This is a genomic window from Rhodobacter capsulatus (assembly GCF_052363185.1).
GTDB classification, from domain to species: domain Bacteria; phylum Pseudomonadota; class Alphaproteobacteria; order Rhodobacterales; family Rhodobacteraceae; genus Rhodobacter; species Rhodobacter capsulatus_E.
Genome location: NZ_CP198955.1, coordinates 2,459,925 through 2,474,373, shown reverse-complemented (window position 1 = coordinate 2,474,373; position 14,449 = coordinate 2,459,925). Strand labels below are relative to the sequence as shown.

Below are 14,449 nucleotides of genomic sequence, written 5' to 3'. Positions count from 1 at the left end.
CTTCCTCACTTCACTTCACTGCTCGCCGCCGCGGGGCCTGCACGCTCCCGGCGGCACCTTCCCTCAGCCGAACATCCGTCGACCGTGGATTTCGAAAATCCGCTTCGCCCCCCGGTAATCGGGGTGCTGCTGATAGCTGCGCAGCCAGGCCGCATCGGCCTCGCTGATCTGCTCCCCGGCCGCGATCGCCTCTTCGAGGTCGATGGCCCGGCGGAAATGGTCCTGCATCTGGTCTTGCTGGATCAGGCGGCGCTGCGCGGGCAGGCGCACCACCTCGGCCAGCTGTGTCGCGACAACCACCGGGTCGTAGGCGGTGGGAGCGGCCGGGGTGGCCCCGTCGAGCGCCGCCTTCGCCGCGTCGAGCGCAGGCGTCGTGAACGGGGTCGCGGGGCGCTCGATATAGGCGAGGTTCGCCGCCCGCTTTTCGCCCTGGCGGATCAGCGCATCCGAGAAATCCCGCGGCTTGATCTTGCGCATCTCGCCTTTGATCCGGTCGGTTTCTTCCTTGAGAAGCGCCTTCTGCGCGGCCTTGACGCGCATCGCGACCTCCACCGGATCCTCGCCCGCCAGGTGCGGGCAGATCGCGTCGCCGAGGTAGGTTTCACCGTCGAGCGAGAAGACGATGGCCCGGCCGAGGTCGCAGGGGTCCATCCGGACGAGCACTTCGCTGCCGACCGGCGCGGCACTGGTCTGGTAGTGCTCGGAGCCGATCTTCAGCCCTTGCTTGCCCACCGTGCGAACCCCATCGCGGCCCGCGATCGGGGCGAGGAGGATGTCGAGCGCCGTCGGATGCTCCAGGCGGCGCAGCTCTCTGAGGCGGGCGGCTCGACCTCTCACACGGTTCTGGCGCCCGAGGTGCTGCATATGCGTCTGGGCGTCGATCCGGTGGCCCCTTGGACCGGACAGGCGCCGCTGCGGCGGGCGAGCCTGACCGCGAGTCTGCTGCATGAGATCGAGACCGCGCTTCGGGATACCTGGCGGGATGCGCCGGTGGGCTCTCAGATCGCGCACATGCCCGAGGGCAGCGCATCCGACATGGCGGCGATGCGATCGGCGTTCAAAGGGCGGCGTGGTTCGGCGCTGGTTGTCGAAGGGGTGGCGCAGGCTGTCGGGGCCGGGATGCACCCCAACGTGGGCAAGGCGCCGGATCAACTGACCCCGGATCTGCAACGGGCGATGCCTGCGGAATTGCTGGACGCAGCACGGGGCGCGATCTTCGCGGCCTATGGCGTCCTGCCCGCCATGTTCTCGCCTGCGGCGCAAGGGCCGCTTGTGCGCGAGGCGCAGCGCCACCTTGCCCAGATCATCATGCAGCCCATTGCCATGCTCTTGGCCGAGGAAGCTTCGGAAAAGCTGGGCGGGGCCGTCAAGGTGGACGTGGTGCGCCCGATGCAGGCCTTCGACGCGGGCGGCAAAGCGCGGGCGCTGGCGACGATGGTGCAGGCTCTCGCCCAGGCGAAAGAGGCCGGGATCGAGGGGGCGACCCTCAACGACGCGCTGTCCTTCATCGACTGGGCCGACTGACATGCTCCAGCTTCCTGCGCATATGATCAACCGAAAGGAACGTCGGGCGCGCGATGCCCGCCGCGGGCGCATGGGCGAGGCGCGCTATAACGCCTTGGCCAAGGAACTGGCCCGCGTGATCCGGCTGGCGTTTCAGGCAGGCGCGACGGGCAGTCTGTGGGGCCTCGAAGGGCCTCTGCGGGCAGGCATCCGCTCCGATCTGTGCTTGCAGGGGTGGGGGTGGTGTGCCGCCGATCTTCTGGCGCGGGAGGTGCTGGAAGACGCCTTCCGCATCGCCGGGGCGATGATCCGCCCGACATGGAACGAAGGACAACCCGAATGGACAATCGAGGCCGGAACCCTGATCGAGCGGACCCGCTGCGTTCGCTGTCACAAGCCCTTGCCCGAGGGGCATCACAAATACTGCGGGGACATCTGCGGGAGTGCGCATCGGGCCTACACCCGGCGCGCGGGTATGGCGACCGAGGCGACGGCATACGACCTTGCGACCCAGCGGACCTAGACCGGCGTTGCGAGCATTGTGGGCACCCGCTCCCCGAGAAAGCACCGCCCTATCAGAAGTATTGCTGCAAGCGGTGCAGGGTTGATTCGCTGCTGGCGCTGGAAGCGGAAGCCCGGCGCGAGGCGAAGCGCGGCAAGTGCTGCAAAAGCTGCGGAAAGCCATTGCCCGAAAATTCGCGGGTGTCCCGCATGTTTTGCCCCGGAGACAAGTGCAAGAACGACGATGCCGGGCGGGATGCCAAAGCGGCGCGGATCGAGGCGAAGCGGGGCAGAACCTGCGCGCATTGCGGCGGGCCGGTGGCTGTGACCAAGAGGGCTGTGGCACGCTTCTGTTCGGTGCTGTGCCAACGAGAGGCAAGAAACGCGCGGCGGCGGGGCACGGGTTGATCTGTTCCCCCGGTGTTCCCCCAAAGCAAAACCCCGCCGATCGGGCGGGGCATTTTTTGCTTGCAAGCCATTGATTTTACAACGTGCCGACTGAGGGACTTGAACCCCCGACCCCCTGATTACAAATCAGACGCTCTACCAGCTGAGCTAAGCCGGCCACAGCGGCTACCTAACCGCCCCGGCCCGCTTTTTCAAGCGGAATGAGGGGGCGTTGCGCGATGTCGCAAGCCCGTCCGGGCGCGGTCCCGCGATCAGCGCAACAACAGGCCCGCCCAGGCGGCGAGGATGACCAGAACCAGCCCCGGCACGACGCGCAGGGCAAAGCCGCGCCCGCCGCTGATCGCCGCCACGAGGATCTTCGTCGCAGTGTTCGCGCTCAGCCCCGCGAGGATCGGCACCGCCGCCGCCTCGGGGGCAACCTTGCCCGCCGCAACCAGCGTCGCCACCGAAATCGCCGAGGCATGGGTATCGACCATCCCCGCCGCCGTCGCCGCCAGAAGCACGCCGGACCCGCCGAAATGTGCCTGCAACCCGGCCGCGGTGACCAGCACCAGCGCCAGCACGGTGCCGAAGATCAGCGCCGTCTTCAGGCTGAAGGCGCTGCCGGGGCCGGGGGCCTCGGGCGCGGGATGGCGCATCGCCGCCAGCGTCAGCACCAGACCATAGGCCACGGCGGCGACACCGGCAAAGACCAGCGGCAGGATCATCTGGCGCAGGCTCGGCAGGCTGACCGCGGCCAGCACCAGCGCCATCTGCAAGATGGTCGCCACGGTCGAGAGCACCGCCCCCGCGACGCAGGCGGCCCGCATTTCGGGTGATTGCAGCGCCCGCGCCCCCATCGCGCCGATCGTCGCGGTGCTGGAGACGAACCCCGAGAGCGCCCCCCGACAGCGGCAGCCCGAACCGCGCCCCGAAGAGCCGCACCGCCAGATAGCCCGCCGCGCCGATCGCCATGACCAGCACGATCACGATGCCCAAGGAATGCGGGTTCAGCGCCAGCCAGGGCCCCATCGGCCGATCCGGCACCAGCGGCAGGATGACCAGCGTCGCCGCTGCAAAGATCAGCGCATCGTCAAGTTCATCCTTTGAGATCAGCGTGGTGACCAAGGCGTGCAGCCAGGCCTTGAGATGCAGCAGCACCGTCACCGTGACGGCAATCGCCGCCGCCATCTGCGGCGCGGGGATGCAGAGCCCGCCGAGCAGCACCGTCAGCAGCAGCACGATTTCCGTGGTCAGCCCCCGGATCCTGATGCGGCCGCTTGCCGTAAGACACCGCCGCAAGCCCCGCGACCGAGGCCGCGACGACGGCCAGAAGCACAACCCCACCCAGACTGAAGGCCACAGCCCCGGCAGTCGAGGCGATGGCAAAGGTGCGCAGCCCCGCCGGTGACCGCGTCGGTCCCTCGCCCTTGCGGCGTTCGCGCTCGGTGCCGATCAGCGCGCCGACGGCGATGGCGCTGACCAGATTCAGGACGGGCGGAACCGTGATCGGCAGGGTGTCCATGCGGGCCTCCGGAGCAATTGGCCCATGACAGCACAGTCCGCCGCCCGGCGCGAGAAGGGGAATGGCCCCCGACCGCGACAGTCCGGCTTTGCGCCCTGGCGGTTGCCGGTCAGTCCCGCGCCAGCCTGCGCGCGGCGATCCAGCTTGCGGCGGCCATCGCGCCCGCTGTGGCCAGGCAAAGCGGCAGCCCGCCGATCTGGTAGCTGAGCCCCGACAAAAGCGTGCCGATCAGCCGCCCCGCCGCATTGGCCATGTAGTAAAAGCCGACATCGCGGGTGATCCGCTTGGCGTCGCCAAAGGCCAGGATCAGGTAGGAATGGACCGAGGAATTGATGGCAAAGACGAAGCCGAAGGCGAGCAGCCCGATGAGGATCGTGGCGGTCAGCCAGGGCGCGGGGGCCGGGGCGATCAACACGGCGAGGGAAAGCGCGAAGGGGATCGGCACAAGATAGCCCGCCCAGGTGATGGCTTTTGCGGTGATCGCCGCCTCGGGCTGGGATTTCGCGCCCAGAAGCCGGGGCGCAAAGGCCTGCACCGCGCCATAGGCGATGATCCAGAGCGCCATGAAGCCGCCGGTGAGAAAGAACGCCTCGCGTCGGCCCTCGGCCGTGCCATCGGAGAGAACCGCCTGAAAATACACCGGAAGGCCGACGACGAACCAGACATCGCGGGCGCCAAACAGGAACATTCGGGCCAGCGAGAGCCGGTTTACCTGCGGGTTTTGCGACCGCCAGCCGCCCCAGGCCTCTTCGGATTTCATCCGCCCGGGCAGGCCCGCGGGCAAAAAGGCCACGACCGCGATCAGGATCAGGGCAAGCAGCCCCGCCATGCCCCAGATCGCCGGTTTGAAGCCGAAAAGCGCCAGCAAAGCCGCGCCAAGGAAGAAGCCGAGCCCCTTCACCGCGTTCTTTGAGCCGGTCAGCGCCGCCACCCAACGGAAAAGCCCGCCGTCTCCGCTGGGGGCGAGCAGCTTCACCGCCGATTTTGACGACATCTTCGCCAGATCCTTGGCCACGCCCGAGACGCCCTGCACCGCCATCACGAAAGCGACCGAGGTGGGGATCGACCAACTCGGATCGAGTTGGGCAAGGGCGACAAGGGCCGCCACCTGCAGCCCAAGCCCGCCGTAGAGCGTGGCGGCAAGGCCGAAGCGCGCCGCCAGCCAGCCCGCGCCAAGGTTGGTGGCGATCCCCGCGATTTCATAAAGCAGGAAGAGCCAGGCGAGTTGCAACGCGCTGAAGCCAAGCCCGTTGAAGTGCAAAAGCACCAGCATCCGCAGGGCGCCATCGCTGAGCATGAAGGCCCAATAGGCGGCGGTGACGGCGGCATAGGCGCGGATCGGATTTTCGGACATCGGGTCTCCGGTCTGGCGGCGCCGGGGGGCTGTCTGCCCCCCGCACCCCCCGAGGATATTTGAACCAAGGTGAAAGGAATATTAGAGGCTTAGGGCGATGATCGGAGAGGCGGCAAACATGGCCGCATTCGGTGTCATGCCGGGCGTAAAACTTCACAGAAGGCCCCATGGCCCGGATCGACCAGCCGCCGCACGAGTTTTCCCATCCGGCCAAGGCCGTTGATCGCGATTTTCGCCATGGTCATTCCCCCTCGGGCGTGGCGCCGATCGCATCGACGCGGGTTTGCAGGGCCAGGCGGTCGAGCGTGTCGAAGGGCAGATCGACAAAGGCCGCGATCCGGCGGCGCAGCGCACCATAGGTTTGGGCGAAGACGAGCGCTTTTTCCGCCTCGGTCCCCGTGGCCTTCACCGGGTCGGGCAGGCCCCAATGGCCGGTGATCGGCTGGCCGGGCCAGGGCGGGCACTCCTCCGCCGCGGCGGTGTCGCAGACGGTGAAGACGAACTCCATCCGCGGCGCGGCGGGGCCCTGAAACTCCGACAGATGTTTGGCGCGCAGGCCCGCGGTGTCGTGGCCGTTGCGGGCCAGAACCTCGAGCGCAAAGGGGTTGATCGCGGTTCCGGGCCGTGTGCCCGCCGAATGGGCGATGAACTTGCCCTTGCCCAGATCGCGCAACAGCGCCTCGGAAAAGATCGAACGGGCGGAGTTGCCCGAGCAGATGAAAAGCACGTTGAACGGCGTATCGGGCATGGCATTTGCCTTTTCAGGAAGAGCTTTGGGCATGAGGTCGGGACGGGCCCGGCCCAGATCGAGGGCGAGATAGCCGATCAGGGATTCGGTTTTGTGAAGGTCGACGGCGTAGAAGAGCGACCGCCCCTCGCGGCGCACCTGCACCAGCCCGCAGGCGCTCAGATCCGCCAGATGATGCGAGAGGGTGTTTTGCTTGAGCCCCAGCGCGGCTGCGATTTCCGTGGGCCGCACGCCTTGCGGCGCAAAGCGCATCAGAAGCCGGAACACGGCAAGGCGGCCGGGATGGCCAAGGCAGGCGAAGCTGAGGGCGGCGGATTGTTCCATGATGCAGGAATTATGGATTTCAGGGCGGATGTCCAGTGAAGCTTTCATGACAGCCCGGCCTTGCCGGGGCTTTGAGGTCGGGTGCCGGTCCGGAAATGTAACGGTGGGATGAAGTTTTCATGACAACCTTGGGTTGTTAAGTCTTGATCAAACAGATTGCCCAAGACTGCCCGCCGCAGGGCAACGGAAAGGTGCGGCATGGCGACCATTCGATCACGTTTCGGCAAGATCGGACTGCAGGTGGGGCTTTGCGCCGCGCTGTTCGCGGCGATGCTCACCGTGCTGGGCTGGATCTCGCATGCGGGGCTTTCGGGGTTTCGCGCGCAAACGCGCGACATGGCAGAGCAGCGGATCCCCGACCTGCGCGGCACGAACCTGCTCGTGGCCGAGATTTCCGCCTTGCCGCAAGGCTTTGCGCAGCTGCTGCAGGCCGCGGACCCAGCCAGTGTCCGCGCGGCCCAGGACAGGCTTGCCGCCCGGATCGACGGCTTTGCACGCATCGCCCAGGCGGCGGACCAGACGGCAGATCGGACCGCGGACCTGCCGCAACTGCCCGGGCTGCTGGCGAAGCTGCGCGACACCCTTGATGCGCTGGCCACGGCGATTGCGGCGCGTATGACGGCCGAGGCGGAACTGGCGCAGGCGCTCCGAGAGATCGACGCGGTTCTGGCCACCGTGGTGACCGGGTTCAACGCCTATGAGCCGAAAGATGTCATTCGCCTGCGCTCGGAGATCATCCGCATCCTGACCGAAAACGATCCCACCGCCTTCGGACCGCGGGCGCGGAAATTTGCGGAAGCCGCCGAGAATGTGGCGCGCTCGGTGCCGGAGGCGCGGGAAGACGGGCGCAGGCGGCTTCTGGCGCTGGCCGCGCCGGAGACCAGTCTGGTGTCCCTGCGCAAAAGGGTTCTGGCGGAAACGGCCCGGACCGCCGCGCTGTCGGCGCAGGCGCTTGGCACGACCGAGGAGATCACGAAAGAGGTGACCCGGGGCGGGCTTTGGGTGCTCGACGGTGTCGCCGCCGATATCCGCCAGCTTGACGGGGATGCCGAGCGGACGAACCGCCGCTTCACGCTGCTGCTGTCGCTGGCCGCGGCGGCGCTGGGGCTTGTCGTTCTGGCCCTGCAGGGGCTGGTGGTGCGGCCCTTGCGCAGGCTTGCGGGGCGGACCCGCAGCCTTGCCTCGGGCGATCATCGGGCGCTTGACGGCATGCGTCGCCGCGGCGGCGAGATCGGCGAGATGCAGCAGGCGCTTTTGATCTTTCGTGACACGCTTGTCGAAAACGACCGGCTGGCCGAGGCTGCCCGGCAGGCCGCCGCGGCGCGGGAGGCCGAGCATCTGGCCCGGATCGCGCAGGAACGGGCGGAGGAACGGGCCGAGGCGATGCGCGCGGCACAGCGGCACGAAGCCGAGCGCGCGGCCGAGGCCGAGCGCAAGCAGCGCGAAGACGGCCTTGCGGCCGAACGCGCCGCGCGGCTGGACGAACAGCAGCAGATCGTTGCCGCGCTGGAGACCGGGCTGCGCCGTTTGGCCGCGGGCGATCTGACGGCGCAGATCCACAGCCCTTTCCCGCCCGATTACGAAAGCCTGCGGGCCAATTTCAATGCGGCGCTGACCGGGCTGGCCGAGCTTGTCGAAACGATCGAGCACAGCACGGCGGGGATTTTGGTCACCTCGACGGCGCTGGATCAGGGGGCGGCCGAGATGACGGTTCAGGCGGCACAGGCCGCGGCCTCGCTGGAGGAGACCGCCGCGGCGATGACCGAACTGGCGGGCGCGTCGCGCACCGGGGCGGCGCGGGCCGCCGAGACCGCGCAAAGCGCCGAGCGGATGCGGCGCGACATCGCGCGCGCGCAGGAGACGGTGGGCCGGGTGGTGACGGCGATGGGGCGGATCACCGACTCTTCGGATGCGATTGCCCGGATCCTTTCAGTGATCGACGATATTTCGTTTCAGACCAATCTTCTGGCGCTGAATGCCGGGGTCGAGGCCGCCCGCGCCGGGGAGGCCGGACGCGGCTTTGCCGTCGTCGCGTCAGAGGTCCGCGATCTTGCCCAGCGGACCACCCTTGCCGCGGCCGAGATCGGGGGTCTGATCACCGAGGCACGCGACAATGTGGGGGCAGGGGAGAGGCTCGTGGGCGAGGCCGAACAGGGCCTTGCCGCCGCGGTGACGGTGATCGAGGCGATCGTGCGCCATGTGCAGGAGCTGGCGCAGGTCAGCCGGGAGCAATCGGCCAGCATCGGCGAGGTGACGGCGGCGACCGAGGTGCTGGATCTGGCGACCCAGAAGAACGCCGAGGGGATCGAGCGGGCCGCGGCCTCGGGGCGCGATCTTCTGCGCGCGGCGCAGCGGCTGTCGCAGGCCATCGCGCGGTTCGAACGGGCCTCTGACCGGGGCGGGACGGCGGCGCAGGCCGCCTGAACCGGCCGGGGCGCGCTTGCGGCGCAAAGGTTGCCGCAAGCGCGCCCCGACCCTGTTTTCAGCCTTGGTTTGGGCTTCAGTCCCGGCTCTGGCGTGCCGGTTCCGGGGCAAGGCGCAGCACCGCATAGCCCACCAGCGCCGACACGAGCGAGCCCGCCAGCACCCCCAGCCGCACCGCATTCATCTGTGCATCGGTCTCGAAATTCAGCGATCCGATGAACAGCGACATGGTGAAACCGATCCCGGCCAGCGCCGCGATGCCGTAAAGCTGCAGCCAGCTTGCCCCCTCGGGCAGGCGCGCGAAGCCAAGCTTCACCAGCGCGAAGGTGGCGCCGAACACCCCCAGCTGCTTGCCGACCACAAGGCCCAGCGCAATCGCCAGCGGCAGCGGCGCCGCCAGATCGGCAAGGCCAAGGCCGGTCAGCGTCACCCCGGCATTGGCCAGCGCGAAGATCGGCACGATCAGGAAGGCCACATAGGGCGCCAGCCCATGTTCCAGCGCATGCAGCGGCGAGGCGCCGTGACGGTCGCGGATCGGCAGGAAAAACGCCGTGATCACCCCCGCCAGCGTCGCATGCACCCCCGATTTCAGCACCAGCACCCACAGCACCGCGCCCAGGATCAGCGTCGGCGCGATCCGATGCGCGCCCATCCAGAGCCGCAGCGCCATCAGCGCCAGGGGGATCAGCGCCAGCGCCAGATAGACCGGCTTCAGCGTCGCCGTATAGAACAGCGCGATCACCAGAATGGCGCCCAGATCGTCGAGAATCGCCAGCGTCAGCAGGAACAGCTTCAGCGCCGGCGGCACCCTTTTGCCCAAAAGCGCGACGACGCCCACCGCAAAGGCGATATCGGTCGCCGTCGGGATCGCCCAGCCGGTCCGGTGCACCGGGTCGGACCAGGTGAAGGCCAGATAGATCAGCGCCGGAACCAGCATGCCGCCCAGCGCCGCCACCCCGGGCAGCACCACATTCGAGGGCGTCTTCAGCCGCCCCTCGCGCAGCTCGTGCTTCAGCTCCAGCCCGACCAGCAGGAAGAAGATCGCCATCAGCCCGTCGTTGATCCACAGGATCAAAGGCTTCGACAGCCCCGTCTCGCCCAGCGCGATGGTGAATTTCAGATGCAGGATCTGCGCATAAAGCCCCGCCAGATCGGTGTTCGCCACGATCAGCGCCACCACCGTCGCCAGCATCAGCATGATGCCACCGGCGGCCTCATGCGCGAAAAGTTTCTCGATCCGACCCAGCACGGTCCCTCCTGTCCCTGTTTTCCTGTCCGAAATGGGGTTTTCTGGCCGAGGTTCAAGAAAAATCGACCTGTTCGGGCGTCGTTTCCGGCTGTCGGGCCGCGATTGCATCTGTCCGCGGGCTCGGCCATGGTGCGCGAAAGGAGTGCCCCGATGATCCGCCCCGCCACCCTGGCCGATGTTCCGGCCGTGCTTGCGTTCTGGAATCCGCTGATCGAAACCACCGCGGTGGGCTTTTCGCCGACCCCGCATACGGTCGAGAGCCTCGGCGCGATGCTTGCGGCGCGCCAGGCCGAGGGCCGCGGCTTTTTCGTGGCCGAGATCGCGGGGCAGGTGGCGGGATTTGCCAGCTACGACCAGTTCCGCAAGGGGCTGGGCTATGCGCGGTCGATGGAACACACGATCATTCTGGCGCCCGCGGCGCGGGGGCAGGGCGTCGGCCGGGCGCTGATGGCGGCGATCGAGGATCACGCCCGCGCCCGCGGCGCGCATCTGATGGTGGCGGGGGTGTCGGCGGAAAATCCCGCCGGTCTCGCCTTTCATGCCGCGGTGGGCTATGCCGAGGCCGGGCGGATTTCCGAAGCCGGATACAAATTTGGCCGTTTCATCGACCTTGTGCTGATGCAAAAGCGGCTCTGAGGGGGTAGACTGGCCGCATGGACAAGCCGCTTTCCCTTTGGGCCCGCATCGGCGAGGCGCTTTCGTCCCTCGCCCGGGGCGAGGGGCTTTCGGCGGTGTTCGACCATCTGAAAACCCCGCCCGAACGCACCGTGGCCTTCACCATCGCGGTGATTGCGCTCGGCGCCAAGATGGCCAAGGCCGATGGCCGCGTCACCCGCGACGAGGTGACGGCCTTTCGCCGCGTCTTCGTGATCGCGCCCGAGGAAGAACAGAATGCCGCCCGCGTCTTCGACATGGCGCGCACCGATGTGGCGGGCTTTGACGCCTATGCCCGCAAGATCGCGGCGATGTTCGGCCCGGGCGCGCCGGTGCTGCAGGATCTGCTGGAGGGGCTCTTCACCATCGCGCTGGCCGATGGCGAATATCACGACAACGAGGATGCCTTCCTGCACGAGGTGGCGGCGATCTTCGGGCTCGACGAGGCCTGTTTCCGCTCGATCCGCGCGAGCTATGTGGCCGATGCCGCGCCCGACCCGTGGTCGGTGCTGGAGCTGGCGCCGGGGTCCGATCTGGCGGCGGCGCGGGCGCGCTGGAAGGCGATGGTGCGCGAGGCCCACCCCGATCGCGCGCTGGCGCGCGGCCTGCCGCCCGAGGCGGTGAAACTGGCCGAGGAACGGGTGATCGCGCTGAACCGGGCCTGGGCGGAAATCTCGGCCGGGGTGAAACAGGCGGCGCTGTGATGCGGATTGCCACCTATAATGTCGAATGGTTCACCTCGCTCTTCGACCGGCGCGGCCGGATTCTGGACGACCGCGAAAATTCCGCGCGCTACGGGGTGACGCGGGCGGAGCAGCTGGGGGCGCTGGGCATCGTGTTTTCCGCGGTGGATGCCGATTGCTTCCTGATCGTCGAGGCGCCCGACAACAACACCCGGCACAAGACCGTGCCGATGCTGGAGGCCTTTGCGGCGAAATTCGGCTTGCGCCAGCGCCGCGCGCTTCTGGGCTTCGAAAACGAGACGCAGCAGGAAATCGCCCTGCTCTATGATCCCGAGGTGCTGCAGGCCTGGCACGACCCGGCCGAAGGCAGCGCCGAGGCGCCGCGCTTCGATCTGTCGTTGCAGATCGACCTTGATATCGACGACCGGCTGGACACGGTGACCTTTTCGAAACCGCCGCTCGAGGTGCAGATCGAGGTTCTGGCCGGGCCGGGGGCGGGGCGGCGGCTGCGGCTGATCGGCGTGCATATCAAGTCGAAGGCGCCGCATGGGGCGAATGATCCCGCCGCCGAGGTGCGGCTGGCGATCGAGAACCGCCGCAAGCAGCTGGCGCAATGTCTGTGGCTGCGCCGCCGCGTCGATGCGGTTCTGGAGGCGGGCGAAAGCCTGATCGTGCTGGGCGATTTCAACGACGGGCCGGGGCTTGACGAATACGAAGAGCTGTTCGGCCGGTCGGGGCTGGAGATCGTGCTGGGCACCGGCGGGCCGCCCGCGCGGCAGCTGCATGACCCGCATGCCCGGCTGCCGCGCGGCAAGGCGACGGCGCTGCCCGCCTCGGCGCGGTTCTTCATCCCCGAGCCGCCGCCGGGGGCCTATCTGTCGGCGATGCTGGATTATATCGCGCTCTCGCCCGATCTGTGCGCACATGCACCGAAATGGCGGATCTGGCATCCGTTTGACGATCCGGGCTGTTATCGGGTGGCGGAACTGCGCGAGGCCTTGCTGCAGGCCTCGGATCATTTTCCGGTCACGGTGGATTTGGCGCTGTGATCGGGGTAGGATGGCGGCATGACACAGCGTTCTCTTCTTGCCGGATCGGTGGTGGCCGCCCTTCTCCTTGGCGGCTTTTTCGCTTGGGCTGAGGAGACACCGTCCCCGCCGCCCGAGCCCGAGCTTCCCGCGCCCAGCCCGCGCGATGACATGGCGGCGGGCAAGTCGCTGGTCGAGCGCGGCGCCGAGATGTTCCTGCGCGGCCTGTTCGAGGAAATGGCGCCCGAACTGGACGAGATGCAGAAGGGCTTGGGTGAAGCGGCCGAGCAGCTGGGGCCGCGGCTGCGCGAACTTCTGGCGCTGGTCGATGACATGCGCAACTATCAGGCGCCCGAGCGGCTGCCGAATGGGGATATCGTGATCCGCCGGGTGCCGGGCGCGCCGAAGCCGCCGCCGCTGCCTGCGCCCGATGATCGGGCCAAACCGCCGGGGCCGGGGCCGGTGACGGATCTCTGATCGCCCGGATCAGCCCGGCAGCACCACCATCGGCGTGGCCTTCATCGCCGCGGCGAGCGAGGCGAAGCGGGCCTCGGCCACTTCACCGAAAAGCCCCGCGCCGCGTTTCGTCAGCCGCAGCTCGATCGCATTCGTCGTTTCGTTGTAGCTCAGCTCTCCGGCATCGCCCGGGTCCTGGATCGAGAACATCGCGCCAAAGCGCATCGCCTTGCCCAGGATCTCGGCCTCGCGCAGCTGTTCGGGCGAGAGCAGAGTGAACAGCGGCTCGAACCGGCTGCCCGCGCGCGAATTCTTGTAGCGGTGCAAGAGCGACACCCCCAGAAACACCCGTTCGGGATGGCTCAGCGCCGCCATATTGGCGCGGGTGACATTGTCGAAACAGGCCTCGGCGCGGTAATCGGGATGGGTGCGCCAGGTGGTGTCGTGCAAAAGACAGGCCGCCCGGATCAGCCGGTAGCGCTTGGGCGAGACCTCGCCGAAGAGCGGCTGGATGAAGGCATGCAGCCGTTTGCCGAAGCCCGGCAGCCGCGACATCGTGCGTTCGGCATGACGGCAGGCCTCGATCAGGGGATCGCGCGCCCGCAGCTTGTCGGGCATCTTTTCATAAAGCAGCCCCTCGCGGATGCCATAAGAGGAAACGTCGATTTCCTTGGGCTGGAAGGTCTCGATCAGCTCGCGCAGCACCATGGAGGCCAGCGGCACCAGCTCCATCCGCGCTTCCGAGGTGCCGGTCTTCGCCCGCAGCGCCGCCGTGTCCTGCTTGGCGACCCAATCCAGCGTTTTCAAAAGGTTCTCCGGGTCCATCCGGTATTCGTGCAAGACCAGAAGCGGGTAGTTGCGCCGCTCCATGTCGAGCCGCGCAATCGCCCGCCACGAGCCGCCGACCAGATAAAGCCGCTCATGGCCCAGCCCCACCGCCGCGGCCAGCTTGGCGATATGCTCGCGGATATGGGCGGTCAGCTCCTTGCGCCCGCCCTTGACCTGCTGCAGCCGGAACGGCCCAAGCGGAGAGGTCGCCCGGGCGCCGACCTTGCCGCCGCCCAGAACCGCGAGTTCCATCGAGTTGCCGCCGATGTCGCAGATGATCCCCTGCGCCTCGGGCCAGCCCACCAGCACGCCCTGCGCCGAGAGCCGCGCCTCCTCGGCGCCGTCGATCACATGCAGCCGCAGCCCGGTTTCCTGCTCCACCTGGCGCTGGAATTCCGGCCCGTCCTTGGCCTCGCGCACGGCGGCGGTGGCCACGCAGGTCAGCGGACCGATCTCCATCCCCTTGGCGAGCAATGCAAAACGCTTCAGCGCCGAAAGCGCCCGGGCCCGGCCCTTGGGATAAAGCATCCCGGTTTCGGCCAGCCCCTGACCCAGCCCCGCCATCACCTTTTCGTTGTAGAAATAGGCGGGCGAGCGGGCGGCGCCGTCAAAGACCACCATCCGCACCGAGTTCGAGCCGACATCGACGACGCCGACGCGGGACAGCGCCCGTGCGGAGGGGTCGTCGAACAGCTCGCGCCCGAACGGATCCCAGTCTTCGTTGTCCGATTGCGGGGCAACGGTCTTTGCGATCATCGGGCAGCCTGCTGAGTCGTTACGGTGTG

15 protein-coding genes and 1 tRNA gene are annotated in these 14,449 nt (G+C 67.9%); 7 read left to right on the top strand and 9 right to left on the bottom strand.

Going from position 1 to position 14,449, the window contains the following annotated elements; all coding sequences use genetic code 11:
* Nucleotides 1-63: 63 nt before the first annotated feature.
* A complete protein-coding gene (locus ACTTAG_RS12130; protein ID WP_444462567.1) occupies nt 64-732 on the bottom strand; it encodes a Mu transposase C-terminal domain-containing protein in 669 nt (222 codons plus the stop codon).
* On the opposite strand from ACTTAG_RS12130, the gene ACTTAG_RS12125 reads away from it, so the two are divergent.
* Both ACTTAG_RS12125 and ACTTAG_RS12120 read left to right on the top strand, forming a co-directional pair.
* Nucleotides 721-1,524, top strand: coding sequence for a phage portal protein (locus ACTTAG_RS12125; RefSeq protein WP_444462566.1), 804 nt, complete (start codon nt 721-723; stop codon nt 1,522-1,524). The two genes, ACTTAG_RS12130 and ACTTAG_RS12125, sit on opposite strands and share 12 nt — an antisense overlap.
* A 1-nt stretch (nt 1,525) precedes the next feature.
* Nucleotides 1,526-2,026 carry a hypothetical protein gene (locus tag ACTTAG_RS12120; protein ID WP_444462565.1) on the top strand — a complete coding sequence of 167 codons (501 nt, stop codon included), beginning with the start codon at nt 1,526-1,528 and terminating at the stop codon, nt 2,024-2,026.
* 52 nt (nt 2,027-2,078) lie between these two features.
* Here ACTTAG_RS12120 and ACTTAG_RS12115 read toward each other — a convergent pair whose 3' ends face one another.
* The 6 genes from ACTTAG_RS12115 to ACTTAG_RS12090 all read right to left on the bottom strand — a co-directional run bounded on the left by ACTTAG_RS12115 (nt 2,079) and on the right by ACTTAG_RS12090 (nt 6,342).
* Nucleotides 2,079-2,216, bottom strand: coding sequence for a hypothetical protein (locus ACTTAG_RS12115; RefSeq protein ID WP_444462564.1), 138 nt, complete (start codon nt 2,214-2,216; stop codon nt 2,079-2,081).
* Nucleotides 2,217-2,496: 280 nt separating this feature from the next.
* Nucleotides 2,497-2,569 (bottom strand) — tRNA-Thr (locus ACTTAG_RS12110).
* 94 nt (nt 2,570-2,663) lie between these two features.
* On the bottom strand, nt 2,664-3,260 hold the full coding sequence (locus tag ACTTAG_RS12105) for a DUF4010 domain-containing protein (protein ID WP_444465246.1): 597 nt from the start codon (nt 3,258-3,260) through the stop codon (nt 2,664-2,666).
* Nucleotides 3,261-3,490: 230 nt separating this feature from the next.
* Entirely contained in the window at nt 3,491-3,916 is a 426-nt protein-coding gene (locus tag ACTTAG_RS12100; protein ID WP_444462563.1) for an MgtC/SapB family protein, read from the bottom strand.
* Between the two features lie 109 nt (nt 3,917-4,025).
* Nucleotides 4,026-5,270, bottom strand: coding sequence for an organoarsenical effux MFS transporter ArsJ (arsJ, locus tag ACTTAG_RS12095; protein WP_444462562.1), 1,245 nt, complete (start codon nt 5,268-5,270; stop codon nt 4,026-4,028).
* A gap of 241 nt (nt 5,271-5,511) precedes the next feature.
* A complete protein-coding gene (locus ACTTAG_RS12090) occupies nt 5,512-6,342 on the bottom strand; it encodes a metalloregulator ArsR/SmtB family transcription factor (protein ID WP_444465245.1) in 831 nt (276 codons plus the stop codon).
* A 198-nt stretch (nt 6,343-6,540) separates the two neighbouring features.
* On the opposite strand from ACTTAG_RS12090, the gene ACTTAG_RS12085 reads away from it, so the two are divergent.
* Entirely contained in the window at nt 6,541-8,766 is a 2,226-nt protein-coding gene (locus ACTTAG_RS12085; protein ID WP_444462561.1) for a methyl-accepting chemotaxis protein, read from the top strand.
* Nucleotides 8,767-8,842: 76 nt separating this feature from the next.
* Here the strand turns inward: ACTTAG_RS12085 and nhaA are convergent, their stop codons facing one another.
* Nucleotides 8,843-10,015, bottom strand: coding sequence for a Na+/H+ antiporter NhaA (gene nhaA / locus ACTTAG_RS12080; RefSeq protein ID WP_444462560.1), 1,173 nt, complete (start codon nt 10,013-10,015; stop codon nt 8,843-8,845).
* Between the two features lie 150 nt (nt 10,016-10,165).
* Here nhaA and ACTTAG_RS12075 point away from each other — a divergent pair, with 150 nt between their 5' ends.
* From ACTTAG_RS12075 to ACTTAG_RS12060, 4 genes are read left to right on the top strand one after another with little or no spacing between them, the layout of a single operon-like run.
* Nucleotides 10,166-10,651 carry a GNAT family N-acetyltransferase gene (locus ACTTAG_RS12075; RefSeq protein WP_444462559.1) on the top strand — a complete coding sequence of 162 codons (486 nt, stop codon included), beginning with the start codon at nt 10,166-10,168 and terminating at the stop codon, nt 10,649-10,651.
* A gap of 17 nt (nt 10,652-10,668) precedes the next feature.
* Nucleotides 10,669-11,373: a TerB family tellurite resistance protein gene (locus tag ACTTAG_RS12070; protein ID WP_444462558.1), complete on the top strand. Its 705-nt coding sequence runs from the start codon at nt 10,669-10,671 to the stop codon at nt 11,371-11,373.
* Nucleotides 11,373-12,401 (top strand): endonuclease/exonuclease/phosphatase family protein, encoded by a 1,029-nt coding sequence (locus ACTTAG_RS12065; protein WP_444462557.1) that lies wholly within the window; start codon nt 11,373-11,375, stop codon nt 12,399-12,401. Before ACTTAG_RS12070 ends, ACTTAG_RS12065 begins: the two co-directional genes overlap by 1 nt.
* 18 nt (nt 12,402-12,419) lie before the next feature.
* Nucleotides 12,420-12,857 (top strand): AAA+ family ATPase, encoded by a 438-nt coding sequence (locus ACTTAG_RS12060; RefSeq protein WP_444462556.1) that lies wholly within the window; start codon nt 12,420-12,422, stop codon nt 12,855-12,857.
* A gap of 9 nt (nt 12,858-12,866) precedes the next feature.
* Here ACTTAG_RS12060 and ppx read toward each other — a convergent pair whose 3' ends face one another.
* Nucleotides 12,867-14,420 (bottom strand): exopolyphosphatase, encoded by a 1,554-nt coding sequence (gene ppx, locus ACTTAG_RS12055; protein WP_444462555.1) that lies wholly within the window; start codon nt 14,418-14,420, stop codon nt 12,867-12,869.
* Between the last annotated feature and the right edge of the window lie 29 nt (nt 14,421-14,449).